The 19,163-nt window shown below is 45.5% G+C and carries 15 protein-coding genes; 10 read left to right on the top strand and 5 right to left on the bottom strand.

Features of this window, described 5'->3' with window-relative positions; translation table 11 throughout:
- Window positions 1–7 precede the first annotated feature (7 nt).
- Window positions 8–3,124: an efflux RND transporter permease subunit gene (locus tag AC6R16_RS20570; RefSeq protein ID WP_500675574.1), complete on the top strand. Its 3,117-nt coding sequence runs from the start codon at window positions 8–10 to the stop codon at window positions 3,122–3,124.
- Between the two features lie 47 nt (window positions 3,125–3,171).
- Here AC6R16_RS20570 and shyC read toward each other — a convergent pair whose 3' ends face one another.
- On the bottom strand, window positions 3,172–4,458 hold the full coding sequence (gene shyC, locus AC6R16_RS20575) for a peptidoglycan DD-endopeptidase ShyC (protein ID WP_500675575.1): 1,287 nt from the start codon (window positions 4,456–4,458) through the stop codon (window positions 3,172–3,174).
- Between the two features lie 129 nt (window positions 4,459–4,587).
- On the opposite strand from shyC, the gene tyrS reads away from it, so the two are divergent.
- Both tyrS and AC6R16_RS20585 read left to right on the top strand, forming a co-directional pair.
- The gene (gene tyrS / locus AC6R16_RS20580) at window positions 4,588–5,775 is read left to right on the top strand and encodes a tyrosine--tRNA ligase (protein ID WP_171801107.1); all 1,188 of its coding nucleotides are present in this window, start codon (window positions 4,588–4,590) and stop codon (window positions 5,773–5,775) included.
- A 422-nt stretch (window positions 5,776–6,197) separates the two neighbouring features.
- On the top strand, window positions 6,198–7,043 hold the full coding sequence (locus AC6R16_RS20585) for a magnesium transporter (protein WP_500675576.1): 846 nt from the start codon (window positions 6,198–6,200) through the stop codon (window positions 7,041–7,043).
- Here the strand turns inward: AC6R16_RS20585 and dacB are convergent.
- Both dacB and AC6R16_RS20595 read right to left on the bottom strand, forming a co-directional pair.
- Window positions 7,022–8,452, bottom strand: coding sequence for a serine-type D-Ala-D-Ala carboxypeptidase (dacB, locus tag AC6R16_RS20590; protein WP_500675577.1), 1,431 nt, complete (start codon window positions 8,450–8,452; stop codon window positions 7,022–7,024). The genes AC6R16_RS20585 and dacB overlap by 22 nt on opposite strands.
- Before the next feature lie 100 nt (window positions 8,453–8,552).
- Window positions 8,553–9,587 (bottom strand): porin, encoded by a 1,035-nt coding sequence (locus AC6R16_RS20595; protein ID WP_500675578.1) that lies wholly within the window; start codon window positions 9,585–9,587, stop codon window positions 8,553–8,555.
- 551 nt (window positions 9,588–10,138) lie between these two features.
- On the opposite strand from AC6R16_RS20595, the gene greA reads away from it, so the two are divergent.
- Window positions 10,139–10,612 carry a transcription elongation factor GreA gene (gene greA, locus AC6R16_RS20600; protein ID WP_239850682.1) on the top strand — a complete coding sequence of 158 codons (474 nt, stop codon included), beginning with the start codon at window positions 10,139–10,141 and terminating at the stop codon, window positions 10,610–10,612.
- Window positions 10,613–10,682: 70 nt separating this feature from the next.
- On the opposite strand, the gene yhbY is transcribed toward greA, so the two are convergent.
- Window positions 10,683–10,979, bottom strand: a complete 297-nt coding sequence (yhbY, locus tag AC6R16_RS20605; RefSeq protein WP_004742662.1) for a ribosome assembly RNA-binding protein YhbY — start codon at window positions 10,977–10,979, stop codon at window positions 10,683–10,685.
- Window positions 10,980–11,092: 113 nt separating this feature from the next.
- Between yhbY and rlmE the strand changes: the two genes are divergently transcribed.
- From rlmE to rimI, 6 genes are all read left to right on the top strand, one after another.
- Entirely contained in the window at window positions 11,093–11,722 is a 630-nt protein-coding gene (gene rlmE, locus AC6R16_RS20610) for a 23S rRNA (uridine(2552)-2'-O)-methyltransferase RlmE (RefSeq protein WP_004742663.1), read from the top strand.
- A gap of 107 nt (window positions 11,723–11,829) precedes the next feature.
- Entirely contained in the window at window positions 11,830–13,806 is a 1,977-nt protein-coding gene (ftsH, locus tag AC6R16_RS20615; RefSeq protein WP_004742664.1) for an ATP-dependent zinc metalloprotease FtsH, read from the top strand.
- Window positions 13,807–13,854: 48 nt separating this feature from the next.
- On the top strand, window positions 13,855–14,685 hold the full coding sequence (gene folP, locus AC6R16_RS20620) for a dihydropteroate synthase (protein ID WP_500675607.1): 831 nt from the start codon (window positions 13,855–13,857) through the stop codon (window positions 14,683–14,685).
- 29 nt (window positions 14,686–14,714) lie between these two features.
- Window positions 14,715–16,055, top strand: coding sequence for a phosphoglucosamine mutase (glmM, locus tag AC6R16_RS20625; protein ID WP_500639265.1), 1,341 nt, complete (start codon window positions 14,715–14,717; stop codon window positions 16,053–16,055).
- 126 nt (window positions 16,056–16,181) lie between these two features.
- The gene (locus tag AC6R16_RS20630) at window positions 16,182–16,586 is read left to right on the top strand and encodes a DNA polymerase III subunit psi (protein WP_500675608.1); all 405 of its coding nucleotides are present in this window, start codon (window positions 16,182–16,184) and stop codon (window positions 16,584–16,586) included.
- Window positions 16,587–16,599: 13 nt separating this feature from the next.
- Entirely contained in the window at window positions 16,600–17,049 is a 450-nt protein-coding gene (rimI, locus tag AC6R16_RS20635) for a ribosomal protein S18-alanine N-acetyltransferase (protein WP_500675579.1), read from the top strand.
- 4 nt (window positions 17,050–17,053) lie between these two features.
- On the opposite strand, the gene AC6R16_RS20640 is transcribed toward rimI, so the two are convergent.
- Window positions 17,054–19,105: a putative bifunctional diguanylate cyclase/phosphodiesterase gene (locus tag AC6R16_RS20640; RefSeq protein WP_500675580.1), complete on the bottom strand. Its 2,052-nt coding sequence runs from the start codon at window positions 19,103–19,105 to the stop codon at window positions 17,054–17,056.
- Window positions 19,106–19,163: the final 58 nt, after the last annotated feature.

The raw sequence follows: 19,163 nt of genomic DNA on the forward strand, positions 1-19,163 counted from the left end.
CGCGATTATGTTTGCATTGATTGATGCTGCGCTTTCTCGCACACGCACCATGATGGTGTTGTTGGTGTTTATTCTTTTTGCTGGCGCTGCGACTTACGTGACGATTCCCAAAGAATCGAGTCCAGATATAACCATCCCTATTATTTATGTATCGGTTGGGCACCAAGGTATTTCGCCATCAGATGCAGAAAGACTGCTAGTACGTCCAATCGAGCAAGAGCTAAGATCGATTGAAGGGGTCAAAGAGATGACCTCTACTGCATCTGAGGGGCATGCCTCTGTGATGCTAGAATTTAGTGTCGGTGTCGATCTCAACAAAGCGATGGCAGATGTACGTGAAGCTGTTGATCTCGCCAAACCTAAGTTGCCCAGTGATAGTGATGAACCCACTGTTAATGAAGTGACTTTGGCGTCAGAAGAGCCGGCTTTATCTATCGTGCTTTATGGTACGGTGCCAGAGCGTACTATTGTTCAGATTGCGCGCCAACTAAGAGATAAGCTTGAGAGCTATCGTCAGATCCTTGAGGTGGATATTGCTGGTGATCGTGAAGATATTGTCGAGATCGTGGTTGATCCGCTTTTAATGGAAAGCTATGGGCTTGATCAAGGAGATATCTATAATCTGATTGCCTTGAACAACAAAGTGGTTGCGGCAGGCTTTGTTGATACTGGTTATGGGCGATTTTCAGTGAAAGTGCCGTCAGTGTTTGATTCCTTAAAGGACGTGCTTGAACTGCCAGTCAAGGTAGACGGTAAGCAAGTGATCACTTTTGGTGATGTTGCGACTGTTCGTCGAGCTTTCCGAGATCCAGAGAGCTACGCCAGACTCGATGGTAAATCGGCGGTGGTGCTTGATGTGAAAAAGCGTGCGGGCGAGAACATCATCGAAACCGTTGCGTTAATAAAAGCGGTTTTGGAAGAGGCGCAAAAACGCCCTGACTGGCCGAATAATCTGTTAGTTAAGTACACTTGGGATCAATCCAAAGACGTTAAGATGATGCTTAACGATCTACAAAATAACATCCTGTCGGCGATCATTTTAGTTGTTATCGTCATCATCGCGATATTAGGTGTTCGAACCGCTTTCTTGGTTGGGGTGTCGATACCTGGCTCTTTCCTGACGGGCCTGTTAGTTCTGTCCGTATTTGGTTTAACGGTTAACATCGTGGTGTTGTTCTCGCTGATTATGGCCGTGGGTATGCTGGTGGATGGTGCCATTGTAGTGACTGAGTTTGCCGACAGGCGCATGCAAGAGGGGACGCCACGTCGTGAGGCGTATCGAGATGCGGCGAAACGTATGGCGTGGCCAATTACTGCGTCAACGGCGACGACTCTAGCGGCGTTTGCACCATTGCTTTTCTGGCCTGATGTGACTGGTGAGTTCATGAAGTACTTGCCGCTTACGTTGATCGCAACGTTAACCGCATCACTGGCAATGGCGTTATTGCTCGTTCCTGTACTAGGGAGCTTAATTGGTCGACCACAACACGTAACTAAAGCGCAGCGTGAAAAAATGGTTGCCTTGCATGACGGTGATTTCTCTAAAGCGACCGGTATTACTAAGCTCTATTTTCATACCTTAGATATCGCGATTCGCCATCCACTTAAGATTTTGTTGAGTGCAATTCTGTTAGCCATTGCGGTGGGCTTTACCTACGCCAAAGCGGGCTTAGGCGCTGAGTTCTTCCCTGAAGTCGATCCTCCTTTCTTTACCGTTAAAGTGCGCTCTTATGGCGATCTTTCCCTTGATGAGAAAGACGTCATCATGCGTGACATTGAGGCGGTGATGCTTGGGCATGATGAGTTTGAAAGTGTCTACACCAAAACAGGTGGCGACGACGAAATTGGACAAATCCAAATTACGCCAGTGGATTGGCAATATCGCCGTAAAGTCAAACAGATCATCGAAGAGCTCAAGCAGCAAACGGATCAATATGCAGGGGTGGAAATTGAGTACAAGTTCCCGGATGCAGGCCCACCCGTTGAGCATGACCTAGTGATTGAAATGTCAGCGCGGATTCCTGATCAACTCGATGGCGCCGCAAAGCTAGTGAGGCAATGGGCAGATAACTACCCTGCCTTTACTAACCTGAGTGATACCTCAAGTAAAGAGGGGATCGACTGGCAAATCGATATTCGTCGTGATGATGCTTCGCGCTTTGCTGCGGACGCCACGTTAGTTGGTAATACAGTTCAGTTCGTCACTAACGGCTTAAAAATTGGTGACTATCTACCCGATGACGCCACTGAAGAAGTCGATATTTTGGTGCGTTATCCGGAAGAGAAACGCGATATTGGCCGCTTTGATCAATTGCGAGTCAAAACTGCCGCAGGTCTTGTGCCGATTACTAATTTTGCCAATATCGTTCCTGAGCATAAGCAAGATACGATTCGTCGTATCGACGGACATCGCGTTATCAACATTATGGCTGATATGAAAGAGGGCTATAACCTCGCATTGGAGTTGCCAAAGATCAATGAGGCAGTTTCCAAGCTTGATCTCCCTTCGAGTGTTGAGTTTAAGATTCGTGGTCAGAATGAAGAGCAGGAAAACTCTTCTGCTTTCCTACAAAATGCTTTCTTGGTCGCCTTGGTAGTGATGGCGCTGATTTTGATTACTCAGTTCAATAGCTTCTATCAGGCATTTCTGATTCTAAGTGCCGTGCTGTTTTCTACAGTGGGGGTATTTGTCGGCTTGCTCGTATTCCAAAAACCATTTGGCATCATCATGTCAGGTATTGGTGTTATTGCTCTCGCAGGGATAGTGGTTAACAACAATATCGTGTTAATTGATACCTACAATCAGCTGCTTAAGCGCGGCCTCGATAAACGCGAAGCAATATTACGTACGGGTGTGCAGCGTTTAAGACCTGTGTTATTAACCACGGTGACGACTATACTTGGTTTGCTGCCTATGGTGCTTGAAATGAACATCGATCTCATCAATCAGAAGATCGAATTTGGCGCGCCAAGCACCCAGTGGTGGTCGCAATTGGCGACAGCGGTAGCGGGTGGATTAGCCTTTGCTACTGTGTTGACCTTAGTACTGACACCTTGTCTGCTGATGCTCGGTAGAGTGCATAAAGTGGAAGAGCAGGCCAACCTAGTCATCGAAGCAGAGTAGAAATACCAGCAAAAAACAAAGACCCGCATCATGCGGGTCTTTGGCTTTTATGGAGTAGCGAGCAACTCTCCGTAACGCTCTAACTTCTCTAGCCTTAATTTTGCGTTGGCAATATACGTGGTTTTCGCTTTGCCTGTCAGCGACTTAGATTGCGGTAGCTTAACCGTTCTTGGGTTTTTATGTACCCCGTTTACTAAGAACTCATAGTGTAGGTGAGGGCCAGTGACGCGTCCTGTTCCACCTAGCGTACCTATCGTTTGTCCTTGTTTTACTCGTTGCCCTGTTTTGACTTTACGACGCTGCAAGTGGAGGTACTTAGTAATATAGGTATTGCTGTGTTTGATAAACACATAGTTACCATTGAACTTGTTATAGCTTGATTTTATAACCGTACCGTCGCCGGCAGCCCATATTGGTGTTCCAACTGGCGCAGCATAGTCAGTGCCGCGGTGTGCGCGGACTTTCCCTGTTACGGGATGGCGACGGGTTGGGTTGAAGTTTGAACTAACGCGACGGAAATCGAGCGGAGAGCGCAAGAAGGCTTTCTTCATTGCACGACCATTTTCGTCATAATAGTTGCCAGTTTTGTCGTCGAGAATAGCTTTAAAGGTATCTCCTTGGTTTTTGAAGATGGCGGCAATGATCTTTCCTCGGCCAACAACTTCACCCTCTACGACTTTCTCTTGATAAAGAATCTTAAAGTTATCTCCGCCACGAATATCTAAAGCAAAGTCGATATCCCAACCAAAGATGCCCGCAAGCTCCATGATCTGGTTTGGTGTTAGACCTGCATTGACGCCCGCGTTCCAGAAGTTTGAAGTGATATCAGCTTCAGCATAGTTGTACTGATAGTGGACCTGTTTTTTATCAATCGTTGAGGTGTAGCCAGTCTCTGATTTGGTGACAAGAAAGGTCTCATAAGGGCTAATGACGCGTTTGAGCTGAATCAGTTGGTTGTCAGCATCGAAGCCTAGCTGGAATGAATCACCCGGTCGAACTCGGGTTAACTGCCTTTCAATATCTTTATTGGTTGAAGTCAGTTGATACAGCAGGCGAGAAGAAAGCCCTGCACGCTGAAAAAGGAGCGCCATACTGTCACCAGAGCCTATGGTATGTTTTTCCCATCGCAGCACTGCTAATTTTGGTACTGACTCTTGCAAAGCGAGCTGCTCAAGATCAATGGCTAGCGGGTAGGCTTTACCTACTTGATAATTGCTCTCCTCTTGACGGAGATCTTTCGGCGCTGGCAGAAACAAAGCAATGACGATAAAAGCGCTAAATAAGGCGATAAGGGCTCGGTGAATCCATGGCAATCGAGCGAAAAGAGACAACATCTTATGTCCGTTCTAAAAAATTCAGTAAAAAAGCTCAGCTGTTTAGTCTAACTGGTTTCAAAAAGCATCGCTATTCAAGTAAGATGACCAACTAACAAATTTTTGCCAAATCTGTGGGAGTGAACAAGAATGGCGAGCATTGAAGCTGCACTAGCCGAGATTAAGCGCGGTGTTGAAGAACTGATTCCAGAAGAAGAACTGATTGCTAAGTTGAAAGAGGGTCGTCCTCTTCGTATTAAGTTAGGTGCCGATCCTACTGCACCGGATATTCACCTTGGTCATACAGTGATTTTCAACAAGCTGCGTGCATTTCAGGAGCTAGGCCACGACGTTACCTTCCTTATCGGTGATTTTACTGCCATGGTTGGTGACCCTACGGGTAAGAACAACACTCGTCCGCCACTAAGTCGTGAAGATGTACTGCGCAACGCTGAAACCTACAAAGAGCAGGTATTTAAGATTCTAGATCCAGCTAAGACGAAAATTCAGTTTAACTCTGAGTGGTTGTCTGAGCTGGGTGCTGAAGGCATGATTCGCCTTGCTGCTAACCAAACCGTAGCACGTATGCTAGAGCGTGATGACTTTAAGAAGCGTTATGCTGGTGGTCAGCCTATCGCTATTCATGAGTTCATGTACCCACTGCTACAAGGTTACGATTCAGTCGCGATGGAAACTGACGTTGAGCTAGGTGGTACTGACCAGAAGTTCAACCTACTGATGGGACGCGAACTGCAAAAATCGAACGGTCAGAAGCCACAGGTTGTACTAATGATGCCACTTCTTGTTGGTCTAGACGGCGAGAAGAAGATGTCTAAGTCGGCCAACAACTACATTGGTATCAGTGAAGCGCCAAGCGAAATGTTTGGTAAGATCATGTCTATCTCTGATGACCTAATGTGGAACTACTACGACTTGCTTTCATTCCGTCCACTTGACGAAGTTGCTCAACTAAAAGCAGATGTAGAAGCGGGTCAAAACCCACGTGATGTAAAAGTGGCTCTAGCGAAAGAGATCATTGCACGCTTCCACTCTCAGGCAGATGCTGACGCAGCGGAGCAAGAGTTTGTAAACCGTTTTGCTAAGAACCAAATTCCTGATGAAATGCCAGAATTTGCTTTTGATGCAGGCCTACCGGTAAGCAATATTCTTAAAGAAGCGGGTCTATGTGCCTCTACTTCAGAAGCGATGCGTATGGTTAAGCAAGGCGCGGCTAAGATTGATGGCGAGAAGGTAGCAGACTCTAAGTTTGCTCCTGAAGCAGGGACTTACGTATTCCAGGTTGGTAAGCGTAAGTTTGCTCGTATCACGATCAAATAGTTGCAAGCCATTACCAAATATCGATTTGATAACAGCGCCTTTCGAGGCGCTTTTTTATACCTCTAGGTACAGGTTAAATATCTAACTTTTTTGCAAATTGGGGCTGTTTTAGTGGATAACTTTTGGTATTATCCTCGCGCTGCCAAAACGGCAGTTTTTTCGGAGACTTTTATGAACAATATCGACCATCCTCCTAGTATGAAAGGGGAAAAATAGTCCGCTTCGGTATTGTCGTCTCACGCCTCTGCCATTGCGGTAGAGTGCTTCTCATCTCTTTGTGAATCCTCACGTTTTTCTCCTCTAAATTCTAGAATCCAATGCAGCTTTTCTGTGCACTCGTGTACGGATAGACGTGTCTATTTTTTGATTCAATATCAGCTGTATTTGATGGTCGTTACCTATTGCCAATCGGGAGATTCGCCATGACGGTAATGAGCAATACTTACATTGAAAACACCCCGCACTTTTCTCAAGAGGAGATCGGTGCCGCTCGCAATGCGTTTTTGCAATACGAGCAAGCCCAGCAGGTTCATTTACTTACGGTTATGTCAGTAGAAGAAGCTGTTGGGATTTTACACCACTGTTCAGTGGGTTATGTCCAGCAATTGATATCGGCGTTAGAGCTCGAAGGACATGAAAAGTTGGCACGTCATTATGCGCACCAGCTTGGTTTTATTCATTCGGAAGTTGAGCCTTCGAATGGTTACCTAGAGACACCGGTTATTGAGCATGTAAAGCAACGTATCGGTTGGATCATTGCCCTTGCGTTACTAGGCATAGTTTCAGGTCTAATTATTGCTCAATATGAAGATACCTTGAGCCAGTTGGTACTATTGGCGATCTATATGCCTGTGATAGCAGCGGCTGGTGGTAACACCGGTACTCAAGCGGCGACCTTGGTGATACGAGCCTTGGCGACGGGTGAGTTGCGTAAACGCCAGTGGTTAGAAGTGTTTTGGAAAGAGAGTCGAGTGGCAATTTGCTTGGCTTTTGCCATTGCCTTAGTGATTATTGGACGTATCTTACTCTTTAGTGATAGCAGCAGTACGGGGGGCTTTGAGCTTAACACCATCGCCCTTGCAATCGCGGTTGCGCTGTTTATCCAGGTGACGATGTCAACCACGCTAGGTGGTTTGCTACCTATCCTAGCGCGTGCATTTAAACTTGATCCTGCTGTGTTGGTAAGCCCAGTTTTAGCGTCTATTGTCGATATCTCAGGAATGTGGATCTATTTCACGGTGGTGAACTATTTCTTAGGTATTGCCTGACTGAACTGGACAATATCTTTGTAGAACAAGGTTTCAAACTTGGTGATTGGGGCGATGGTAGGTTTATCATCGCCCTTTGTTTTTGCTGGGTGGTAGTCAGTCACAAACTGAACAAACAGTGTACTTGGCTGACCAGATTTATCTAACCCATAGCCCGCCATATTATAGCTGCCATACACTGAACCACTTTTGGCAATCAGCTCACCTTTAACTGGCGCTTTACGCATGCTGCGACGATATTTCAATGTTCCATTGGTGCCTGAGGTTGGCATTAAAGCGATCAAGCCAAGTTCACTGTCGTGCTGCCAAATATAGCGCAGCACTGCAGCCATGTTTTGGCTGGTAAAGCGGTTATTACGCGACAATCCAGAACCGTCTGCTAATGGGGTGTGCTCGATATCAATGCCAGTTTGGGCAAACAAAATCTGCTTAATTGCCTTGGTACCGTTAGCAAAACTACCTTGCTGAATAAAGAACTTAGCGCCCAAGGTTTTGGTTAGGTTGTCAGCAATAAGGTTATCCGACTTTCTGAGCATGGTTTCAAGCAGCTTAGGCAGTGTTTGTGAGTGATGAGTAGCAATAACTTTACCTTGCTGCTCAGGAGCGCCAAGCCGAATACTACCCACTAGTTCGATATTAAGCTGAGCAAGCAGGGTATTGACAATTCTCTGGGTATACAGCGCCGGGTCTTGCACTGCAAATTTTAGCGGCAGTGGCTTGCTACGACTCTGCAAGCACCCTTGGAGTTGATAGTGGTTGTCTGGGGAAGAAAGTAACTCTAAATCGCACTGTGAGCTCTCTTGTTCGATTTTAGACACTGAACTTGCCACTGTCGTGACATAAATAGGTTGATGTTCAGGCACATAGACGCGAGTTTTACCATCTTCCTGAGTATAAATAGAGGCTTGAACACAGTTACCATCAAGCGAAATGGCGCTGGCTGGCGCGCTATAACAAACGCCGAGAATATCCCACGGCCAACCGACTGCACGGTCATAACCGGTGAATACGCTGTTATCTAACCAGAGGTCGCCGTTGATTTTTTTCGTGCCACTATTACGCAACTGACTCAGAAGCTGCTTTAAATCTTGAGTGGTTAAAGTAGGGTCACCACTAAAACGCAGTACAACATCACTGCCACTCTTCTCAATGCTGGTGGCAAACTGAAACTCATCACCGAGTTCTAGCTTGGCAGCAAGTGCAGTAACAATTTTTAATGTACTAGCGGGTGGAAAAAACTGACTTTGGTTGTCGGTTTGCTGGATTTGATTTTGGCTTTGAAGAGATTCGACTTTAATTGCTGCGCGGCTACCTAAAGGCAGTTCATTGAGTGGCGCATAGGCCGAGGCAGATACGCTTATGAGAGAGAGTAAGCAAGCAGAGGTAAAACGATCAACAAAGCGCAGCATAAGAATTCACGGTTAGCGGTTTAAGAGGGTCAGTATAGCGGGTAAAAAAAACGCCTGCTATAGAGCAGGCGTTTTAGATTCATGACTTAATGTCAGGAAATTAGAAGTCGTAACGTAGACCTAGAGCGATTTCATCTTCAGCTTGTGCTTTAGTCACATTGCCGTTGTTGTCACCAGCTTTTAGTAGGTTGAAGTTGTAAGAAGCGTAACCACGGAAGTTAGGCTTAAAGTAGTAAGTCGCATCTACAGCTACGTTGTCAGCAGCCGTTGATTTAGTTCCAGATGTCTTAGCTTCTAGCTTGTTGTATGTAGTAGATAGGACAGTCTGACCTAGCGTGTATTTTGCAGCAAATTCGTAACCAGTGTTATCTGTTTTTGAGCTGTTAGTTTTGTCTTTACCATCTACGTAAGCACCAGCAAAGTACAAGTCGTTGATTTCGTATGATGCTGCTAACATGTACTCGCTACGGTCTGTAAGTGTGCTGCTAACTACTTCGTCAGAATCCGCGTAACCAGCACCTAGTTTAATACCAGTTTCACCGATCGCATATATAGCCGATAGTGAGTAGCCGTTTGCATCGTTATCCTCGTACGAGCCAGTAGTTTTACCATCATCGATGTCTGCAAAACGGTAGCTTGCTTTTAGGCTTAGATCAGAAAACTGACCTTTGTAAGCCAGCATGTTGTCTGTACGATCAGCTACTGCAATCTTGTATGCTGCAGAGTTACCGTGGTAAGCCATGATATCAGTAAAGTCAGTGATTACACCTAGTGCACCTTCTGTTTTACCGTAAGCTACTTCACCGAATGCACCGCCAAGACCAGCGTACATTAGACGGTTAGTTAGAGCGTCATTGCCGCCGTTAACATCAGTCTTAGCGCCTTGCTCGTTAGTTGTGAACTCACCTTCGTAGAAACCTAGACCGTATAGGTTATCAGAGATCTGCGCTTTACCTAGGAAGTTTAGACGTACGCGTGTTTTGTCTTCAGCTTTGCCGTCTTTTAGAGACATACGTGCTTCAGCACGGCCGCCCATTTCGATAGAGTTACCATCGTTGTTGTAGATTTCTGCTGCGTTTGCGCCTGTAGCTACTGCTGCAGCTGAAACTGCTAGAGCGATCAGAGTCTTGTTCATCTTATTAGTCCTAATTTACTGTCCATAAATAGTTGTATAGCGAGGAGTATCTCCACATCAGTTGGGTGAGTCCTCTGGTTATCAGCGCTATCAATCCAGGCTCATATGCAACGCTTTAACAACAAGTTGCTGAGCAATAGGGACTAATCCCGCTGATTAGGTCAGCTAAGTTGTAAACGCAAAGTTCCATGATGGGTTAGTAAAATGATATAAATTGAACTTATGAACAGTGTTTTATTGGATGTAAAATAATATCAAGTTGTTGATTTTTAGTTGCTTTGGTTCATTGTTGATAGGTTGGTTTATATCTCAATATTTATTTTTTTTTAGATGAAATATGTTTGGTGGTGCGATTCGATTCAAAAATTAGCTCGATTTTTCATGCCGTTACTCAAATTGTTTTGTGAACACGATCACGCTTGATTAATTTGAGTGATTTAGACGCCAAGTTTGTTTACACTAGAAGAAATTGATTAGTTAATGCATCTACCTAGTCCACTGGATTGGGTAGTTTTGTTTTGTCCAAAGATCGCTTTGGAATGAGGTATATAATGGAAAAAGTGCCAATGACACTGCGTGGCGAACAAAAGCTACGTGAAGAACTTGAAAGACTGTTGAAGCTTCGCCCACAGATTTCTGAAGCCATTGCAGAAGCGCGTGAGCTTGGTGATTTAAAAGAGAACGCTGAATACCATGCAGCTCGTGAAGAGCAGGGTATCTGTGAAGCGCAAATTCGTGATATCGAATACAAACTGTCTGTTGCGCAGGTTATTGACGTAACCACAATGGACAACACGGGTAAAGTTATCTTCGGCTCAACCGTGACTCTTATCGATTGCGATACTGAAGATGAAAAAACCTACCAAATTGTTGGTGATGATGAAGCTGACATCAAAGCGGGTCGTATTTCGGTAAGCTCACCTATCGCGCGCGGTCTGATCGGCAAGATGGAAGGTGACGAAGTAGTGATCTCTACACCGGGTGGTGATCGCGATTTTGAAATCGACAGCGTCGAGTATATCTAAGCGAGTTTGTTACGCTGAATATCAAAAAAGGTCGCATAGGCGACCTTTTTTCTTGCTCATGAAAGTAAAATTACTTACGTGGCAACTCGATTTTACGTTCTTCCGATTGGCGGAACAGAACTAAAGTTTTACCGATTACTTGTACTTTCTCTGCACGTGTTTCACGTACAATAGCTTCAATAATCAGGTTCTTAGTGTCGCGATCTTCTGATGCGACTTTGATTTTGATTAGCTCGTGGTGGTTTAGAGCAATTTCAATTTCCGCTAGAACAGCTTCAGTTAGTCCGTTTGCGCCCATAAGCACAACAGGTTTTAGACTGTGCGCTAGGCCTTTTAGATGCTGCTTTTGTTTGGTGCTTAGGTTCATTACGCGGCCAATTTTCTTTAATATAAGGGTTGAAAAATACCATTTTAACGCCATCTAACCCTGAAGACTATAATTTATTGGGTTAGTTGTTCCCTCTATCTATTAGGTAACAAATGAGTAAACAGAAACATTCCGCTAGCTCAGGTCGCTGGTTGAAAGAACATTTTGATGATAAATACGCCAATGAAGCCCGTAAAAAAGGCTATCGCTCGCGTGCTTATTTCAAGATGGAAGAGATCCAAACTAAGGATAAATTGCTAAAACCTGGTATGACTGTAGTCGATTTAGGAGCAGCTCCCGGCGGTTGGTCTCAATATGCTGCTAAGATAGTAGGTGAGGATGGGCAAATTATTGCATGTGATTTGTTGCCGATGGATCCGATTGCGGGAGTTAGCTTCCTACAAGGTGATTTCCGTGAAGAGGCGGTTTTAGACGCTTTGCTTGATCGCATTCAACCGTCGATGGTCGATGTGGTGATGTCGGATATGGCACCAAACATTGCAGGCAATAATTCAGTCGATCAACCTCGCGCAATGTATTTAGTTGAATTGGCTTTAGATATGTGTCGACAAGTTCTAGCACCTAATGGTAGCTTTGTTGTAAAGGTCTTCCAAGGCGAAGGGTTTGACCAATTTGTCAAAGAAGTCCGAGACACCTTTAAAGTCGTAAAAATCAGAAAACCTGACTCATCGCGAGCTCGCTCACGAGAAGTCTTCGTTGTAGCCACTGGTTACAAAGGTTAACTATTTGCCCTTTGATGGGTTAGTTAACACTATAGCTACAGGTTATAAACTGTAGTACCCTACCTTTAATTACAATTAGTTATCGAGAGGCTGACACCTTGAGTGACATGGCAAAAAATTTAATTCTGTGGCTTGTTATCGCTGTCGTATTGATGTCGGTTTTCCAGAGCTTTGGCCCTGGAGAGAGCAATGGCAGAGCGGTGGATTACACCACGTTTGTACAGGAAGTTGGCCAAGGCCAGATTCAGGAAGCAACTTTTAAAGACGGTGAAATTACATTCACACGTCGTGGCGGCGGCTCGCGTTATGTTACTTACATGCCGGTCTACGACCAGAAGCTACTTGATGACTTAATTAACCAAAATGTGAAAGTACAAGGCACTCCTCCAGAAGAGCAAAGCCTGCTAGGTACTATCTTTATTTCTTGGTTCCCTATGATCTTACTGATTGGTGTGTGGATTTTCTTCATGCGTCAAATGCAAGGCGGCGGCGGTAAAGGCGCGATGTCTTTCGGTAAGAGCAAAGCTCGTATGATGAGCGAAGAACAAATCAAAACAACCTTTGCTGACGTTGCTGGTTGTGATGAAGCAAAAGAAGACGTAAAAGAATTGGTTGACTACCTACGTGATCCAAGCCGTTTCCAGAAACTGGGCGGTAAGATCCCAACAGGTGTTCTGATGGTCGGTCCTCCAGGTACGGGTAAAACGCTACTAGCAAAAGCAATTGCTGGTGAAGCGAAAGTACCATTCTTTACTATCTCTGGTTCTGACTTCGTTGAAATGTTTGTTGGTGTTGGTGCATCTCGTGTACGTGACATGTTCGAACAAGCGAAGAAAGCGGCGCCTTGTATCATCTTTATCGATGAGATTGATGCGGTAGGTCGTCAGCGTGGTGCTGGTGTAGGTGGTGGTCACGATGAACGTGAGCAAACGCTTAACCAAATGCTAGTAGAGATGGATGGCTTTGAAGGTAACGAAGGTATTATCGTTATCGCGGCGACTAACCGTCCTGACGTATTAGACCCAGCACTACTTCGTCCAGGTCGTTTTGACCGTCAGGTTGTCGTTGGTCTACCAGATGTGCGTGGTCGTGAGCAGATCCTTAAAGTTCACATGCGTAAAGTGCCTCTAGCCGGTGATGTAGAGCCATCGCTAATTGCCCGTGGTACACCAGGTTTCTCAGGTGCAGACCTAGCAAACCTTGTTAACGAAGCGGCGCTATTTGCGGCGCGTGGTAACAAGCGCAACGTCTCTATGGTTGAGTTTGAGCTAGCAAAAGACAAAATCATGATGGGTGCAGAGCGCCGATCTATGGTGATGTCTGAAGAGACTAAAGAGTCAACGGCTTATCACGAAGCGGGTCACGCGATTGTTGGTCGTCTAGTTCCTGAACATGATCCAGTGTACAAGGTATCGATCATTCCACGTGGCCGTGCTCTTGGTGTGACAATGTACTTACCGGAGCAAGATCGTGTAAGTATGTCTCGTCAGCATCTTGAGTCAATGATTTCAAGCTTATACGGTGGTCGACTTGCTGAAGAGCTAATCTACGGCGCAGACAAAGTATCAACGGGTGCTTCGAACGATATCGAACGTGCAACTGATATCGCGCGTAAAATGGTGACTCAGTGGGGCTTCTCGGAAAAGCTTGGTCCTCTTCTTTATGCAGAAGATGAAGGTGAGGTGTTCCTTGGCCGTAGCGTAACTCAGACTAAGCACATGTCTGACGATACAGCGAAGCTTATCGATGACGAAGTTCGTCACTTGATCGACTCAAACTACGCTCGTGCGAAACAGATCCTTGAAGATAACATGGATATCATGCACGCAATGAAAGATGCATTGATGAAGTACGAAACCATTGATGCGGGTCAGATTGATGATCTGATGGAGCGTAAAGCAGATATTCGTGAACCAGCTGGTTGGGGTGATAACCCAAGCAACAAATCAGACGCGAAACCTGAAGATAAGTCAGAAGGTAAAGCGGAAGAGAGTGCACCAGCCACTGAAGCGAAAGCCGATGACGCTGCAACTTCTCAAGAGAGCACCTCGGCGGAAACCACCGAGAAGAAAGACTCAGAATAATTGTTATGATTAAGAGAAACCCCGAGGCAACTCGGGGTTTTTGTGTTTATGATCCTAAAAGCAAATAATAAAACTCTCGACTTATCCCAGCCACAAGTTATGGGGATATTGAATGTAACCCCTGACTCTTTTTCTGATGGTGGTCAGTTTCGTGCCTTAGAAGATGCGCTTGCTCAAGCTCAGCGTATGATTGACTCTGGTGTAACCATTATTGATATTGGTGGTGAGTCAACCCGCCCAGGTGCTCCTGATGTTGAATTGGCCGAAGAGCTTCAACGAACCATTCCCGTTATCAAAGCGATTCGCGCACAATCTGACGTGTGGATTTCAATTGATACCAGTAAAGCGGAAGTGATGCGCCAAGCAGCTGAAGCTGGCGCTGATATCATTAATGACGTGAGGGCTTTGCAAGAGCCTGGAGCGCTTGAGGTGGCGGCATTAACAGGATTACCTATCTGTTTAATGCATATGCAAGGTCAGCCTCGCACTATGCAAGCAAACCCTCACTATGATGATCTGCTAAAAGAAGTCGGCGAGTTCTTGCAGCAGCGCATTGAGGCGTGTGCAGAAGTGGGGATCGAGCGTGAAAAGCTGATACTTGATCCTGGATTTGGCTTTGGTAAAACTCTCGAACACAACTATCAGATGCTGTCTCACCTAGAAGAATTTCATCAATTTGGCCTGCCAGTTCTTGCAGGGATGTCGAGAAAATCTATGATCTTCAAACTCCTCGACAAAGCTCCGGCTGACTGCGTGTCAGCGAGCGTGGCATGCGCTACAATCGCCGCTATGAAAGGTGCGCAAATCATTCGCGTGCACGATTTTGAACAAACGCTTGATGCTATGAAAATTGTCTCAATGACCAAAGCGAATCATTGAGCAGTATAGAAAGATAAAAAGGAACAACCATGTCTGATAAGAGACGTTATTTTGGTACGGATGGTGTACGTGGCAAAGTGGGCCAGTACCCAATTACTCCAGATTTTGTGCTTAAGCTAGGCTGGGCTGCGGGTCGCGTTTTGGCGAAGCAAGGCACAAAGAAGGTGATCATCGGTAAGGACACACGCATTTCAGGTTACATGCTTGAATCTGCTCTTGAAGCAGGTTTGGCCGCTGCAGGGTTAAAAGCGACCTTTACTGGCCCAATGCCAACACCGGCAGTCGCATACCTGACGCAAACTTTCCGTGCAGAAGCGGGAATCGTGATTTCAGCATCGCACAACCCATATTACGATAACGGCATTAAGTTCTTCTCATCAGAAGGCACCAAGTTACCAGATGATATCGAACTGGCGATTGAAGCAGAGCTTGATAAAGACATTGAGTGTGTAGAGTCGGCACTGCTTGGTAAAGCAAGCCGTCTTAACGACGCTGCGGGCCGTTACATTGAATTTTGTAAGAGCACCTTCCCATCAGAGCTAAGTCTAGCGGGTAAAAAAATCGTGGTCGATTGCGCGCATGGTGCGACTTACCATATTGCACCAGCTGTGTTTAGCGAGCTAGGTGCGGAAGTGATCGCCATGGGTGTTGAGCCTAACGGCACCAACATCAACGCAGAAGTCGGCGCTACGGATGTACGTGCTCTACAAAAACGTGTGGTTGAAGAGGGTGCAGAACTTGGTTTGGCTTTCGATGGTGATGGTGACCGTATCATTATGGTCGATCACCTAGGTAACAAAGTCGATGGTGACCAAATTGCTTACATCATTGCTCGAGATGCGCTACGTCGCGGCGAGCTAAAAGGTGGTGTCGTTGGTACGCTAATGACCAACCTTGGTATGGAGAATGGTTTAAAACAGCTTGGCATTCCATTTGTACGTGCTGCGGTAGGTGACCGCTACGTTATGGAGCAACTGCTAGAAAAAGGTTGGAAAATAGGTGCTGAGAACTCAGGTCACGTTATCCTACTCGACAAAGTGACGACGGGTGATGCCATTGTCGCTGCACTGCAAGTATTGGCATCTGTTGTGGGTAGCGACATGTCTCTCCACGAGCTTTCGCAAGGCATGACTCTTTACCCGCAAGTTCTAGAGAATGTTCGTTTTTCTGGTGATTCTAACCCATTAGAAGCGGATGCTGTGAAAGCGTCAGTGGTTGAAGTGGAAGCCGAATTAGGTGATAAAGGGCGCGTATTGCTACGTAAATCAGGTACTGAGCCTCTAATTCGCGTCATGGTTGAAGGTGAAGATGCGGAGCTAGTTCAGTCTTCTGCGCTGAAGATTGCCGAAGCCGTTAAGTCGAGTTTCTAGATTCCAGCTATCACTGAGTTCATAGCGCTGCCTTCGGGTAGCGCTTTTTATTGTACGTTACCCAGACAAATGCTTGATTGGAACTGGGGTTGTTATGGTAGGATTAGTACGATTTTAGGGGTGATAATTGATATGCCACAGCAAGAGTATTTACAAGAAATGGGAATCCAGTGCTATCAGCTGGTACACCCTAAAAGGTTATTGGGCTACCAATCACCGCAACTGATATTGCCTGATAACTGTAAATTGCTGCTTGTTTCTCCTCAACTTCCTCAAGGTAAAACGGCAGACATGTTTGAGCGGGTATTAAAAAGCATCAAGTTGTCACTCGAACAGGCTCTACATGTTACTCCAGAGCAATTAAGCCAACTCGATAACGATAATCATCATCTAGAGTGGATTTGGTTTGCCGGATGCGATCTGCAAGAGCGTCTTGAAGCTAAAGCGCTTGTCTCCCCTTTACTAACTCAAGTTGATGGTAACAACGAACAACGCCGAGCCCTATGGCAACAGATTTGTTCCTATCAGTAATCGTGACCCCATTATGAGTCAATCTTCAATTGTACCGCTCTCATTAGAGCATCTTGATCAAGTGTGGTGTATTGAGCAAAGTGCCCACTCTCACCCTTGGTCTGAAACCATGATTCGTGACCTAAACAGTCGTGGTGCGCGTCACCATGTGTTGGTGGTTGAAAACCAAGTTGTGGGTTATTTCTATGCCCAGAATATCGTTGGTGAAGTCACTTTGCTAAATGTTGCTGTTAGTCCTAGTCAGCAAGGGCAAGGCTACGGCAAGCTGCTAATGGAAGCTTTCCTAGATATTTGCGAGCAAGATAAGGCGGACAGTGCTTGGTTAGAGGTGCGGGAAAGCAATAGCAGTGCTTTTGGTCTCTATGAATCGATCGGCTTTAACGAAGTCGATCGTCGCATCAACTACTACCCGACAGTGTCAGGCAAAGAAGATGCGATCATCATGAGTTATATTTTTTTCTAGGCGGCTACTTTTGCACAGCTTTGACGACCGAAGGTCCTTCTACTGGGTAAAAGTTCTTTTCAAACCGTTCATTCAGCTCTGAGGCTGGTAAAGGTTTATCAAACAGGTAGCCTTGGAATTGAGCACAGCCAAGCTGTTTAAGCGCATTGAGCTCATTGGCATCCTCAACACCTTCGGCAATCACTTCTAAATTGAGTCTACGAGCAGTCATAATGATGGTATCAACAATCGCTTGATCGCTCTCATCGAGATGTAACTGGGTAACGAAAGAACGGTCGATTTTTAGCACGTCGACGGACAGGTGTTTCAAATAACGCAATGAAGAGTATCCGGTACCGAAGTCATCGATTGATGTTTTTAGGTTGTGCTCTTTCAACTCAGCCATTTTCTGAATCGCGGCTTCGACATTCTCTAACAGTAGATTCTCGGTAATCTCAAGCTCAATATGCTCACCATCAATACCTGCTTGGGCGAGAGAGTCAACAATGTGCTCCACAAACGACGGCTGAGAAAATTGCAATGGACTGATGTTAATTGCTAGCCTACGGAAAGTACTTGGGAGTACCCCCTCTTTTTTCCAGTGAGAAAATTGATAGCAAGCTTGCTCAATGATCCAGTTACCAATTTGTAGGATTTGACCAGTCTCTTCAGCGATTGGCATAAACACCCCAGGAGGTAGCACCCCTTTTTGTGGGTGGTTCCAACGAATCAAAGCTTCAACGCCAATGATATTGTGATTGTCGTCTACCTGAGGCTGATAGTAGAGTTCAAGCTGGCCTTGGTTGAGAGCTTCGTGCAGACCTTTTTCAATTTCTAGGAAAGATTCGACTTGAGCCTGCATCTCTGGCTCGTAGAACATGTATTTGTTTCGTCCAGCTGTTTTGGCGCGGTAGAGAGCAGTATCGGCTTGACGTAACACATCAATATTGGTGCTACCTACAGACGGGAAGACTGCTATACCGACACTGACAGTACAATAGAGCTGGTGATCATCGATAGAGTAGGGGTTAGAGACAAGAGCGAGCAATTGCTGAGCAAACTCATGGGCTTTGTCTGCGCTAGTGTTAGGTAGCAAGATTGCAAACTCATCGCCACCGATACGAGCCGCTGTGAAGTCATCTTGCAGCCAAGCTTCTATACGTTTAGATATCGCCTTAATTAGGTTGTCACCAATCGTATGACCGAGTGAATCATTAATGGTCTTAAATCTGTCTAAGTCTAAATAGAAAAGCGCACCAGCTTGGTTATTTTGATTCGCTTCATCGATTGAGTCTTTGAGCATTTGTAACAGCAGACTACGATTGGCTAATCCAGTTAAAGAGTCGTAGTAAGCCAATTGATTGAGCTGCACAGCCGCAGCCTCTCTTTCTTTCCACAGGGTGTGGAAAGTTTTTGCTAACTGACCAAGCTCATCATCTCGATATAGAGTTGGCGGTGGCAGATCGCTCTTAGTATTTTGCAGCGAACGCACCCATTCAATCAAAGTCACCAGCGGCTTAGATAACTTTTGATAGAAAAACATCAACAATATGGATGTCAAAAGGATATTTCGGAACAGGTCAAACAGCAGGATTTGACTGGTCTTGGCAATAAAGTCTTTGGCAATGTTAGCCCCATTCACCGAGAAGCTTAGTGTACCAACCACGACGTGGGAGTTGGGTTGATGCAAGTCTGTGGTGTAAATCGGAGTTGTTGGTGTCAGATAGCTAGAAAGGGCTTCTGTAAAGTCACCTTGAAGTGACACATTGCGTTCTTTCTCCGTTAGCGTGTCGCCAAAGTCATCGACAATCTGCACCTTATAGACAGCATTGTCCATCATCAGGCTAGAAGCGACTTGTTCCGCTAACAACTGGTTGAGGTGATAGGCAGCTTGACTAGCATTTGAGTAATTTTGCAGGAGCTTGAATTGGTAGTGTTCTTCTATGCGCTTTTGCTCCTGATGGAGATCCACCAAGATATGGTAAAAGCTAAAGCAGATCCCTAGTATTACTGAGACTAAGAATACTGTTTTCGCTTGTCGAAAAGCTAATGAGTTAATTTTCTTGCTTTTAGGCATAGTTCAGATCGGTTCCCTCTACTCCTTTAGTTATAGTCCAATTTCATTGATATTTTAA

Source organism: Vibrio sp. R10-SG3-ISO10, from assembly GCF_059834185.1.

Excerpts from the sequence above, each read along its gene's own strand:
- AC6R16_RS20570 (WP_500675574.1), top strand. The coding sequence starts at position 8 with ATGTTTGCATTGATTGATGCTGCGCTTTCTCGCACACGCACCATGATG.
- shyC (WP_500675575.1), bottom strand. The coding sequence starts at position 4,458 with ATGTTGTCTCTTTTCGCTCGATTGCCATGGATTCACCGAGCCCTTATC.
- tyrS (WP_171801107.1), top strand. The coding sequence starts at position 4,588 with ATGGCGAGCATTGAAGCTGCACTAGCCGAGATTAAGCGCGGTGTTGAA.
- AC6R16_RS20585 (WP_500675576.1), top strand. The coding sequence starts at position 6,198 with ATGACGGTAATGAGCAATACTTACATTGAAAACACCCCGCACTTTTCT.
- dacB (WP_500675577.1), bottom strand. The coding sequence starts at position 8,452 with ATGCTGCGCTTTGTTGATCGTTTTACCTCTGCTTGCTTACTCTCTCTC.
- AC6R16_RS20595 (WP_500675578.1), bottom strand. The coding sequence starts at position 9,587 with ATGAACAAGACTCTGATCGCTCTAGCAGTTTCAGCTGCAGCAGTAGCT.
- greA (WP_239850682.1), top strand. The coding sequence starts at position 10,139 with ATGGAAAAAGTGCCAATGACACTGCGTGGCGAACAAAAGCTACGTGAA.
- yhbY (WP_004742662.1), bottom strand. The coding sequence starts at position 10,979 with ATGAACCTAAGCACCAAACAAAAGCAGCATCTAAAAGGCCTAGCGCAC.
- rlmE (WP_004742663.1), top strand. The coding sequence starts at position 11,093 with ATGAGTAAACAGAAACATTCCGCTAGCTCAGGTCGCTGGTTGAAAGAA.
- ftsH (WP_004742664.1), top strand. The coding sequence starts at position 11,830 with ATGGCAAAAAATTTAATTCTGTGGCTTGTTATCGCTGTCGTATTGATG.
- folP (WP_500675607.1), top strand. The coding sequence starts at position 13,855 with ATGATCCTAAAAGCAAATAATAAAACTCTCGACTTATCCCAGCCACAA.
- glmM (WP_500639265.1), top strand. The coding sequence starts at position 14,715 with ATGTCTGATAAGAGACGTTATTTTGGTACGGATGGTGTACGTGGCAAA.
- rimI (WP_500675579.1), top strand. The coding sequence starts at position 16,600 with ATGAGTCAATCTTCAATTGTACCGCTCTCATTAGAGCATCTTGATCAA.
- AC6R16_RS20640 (WP_500675580.1), bottom strand. The coding sequence starts at position 19,105 with ATGCCTAAAAGCAAGAAAATTAACTCATTAGCTTTTCGACAAGCGAAA.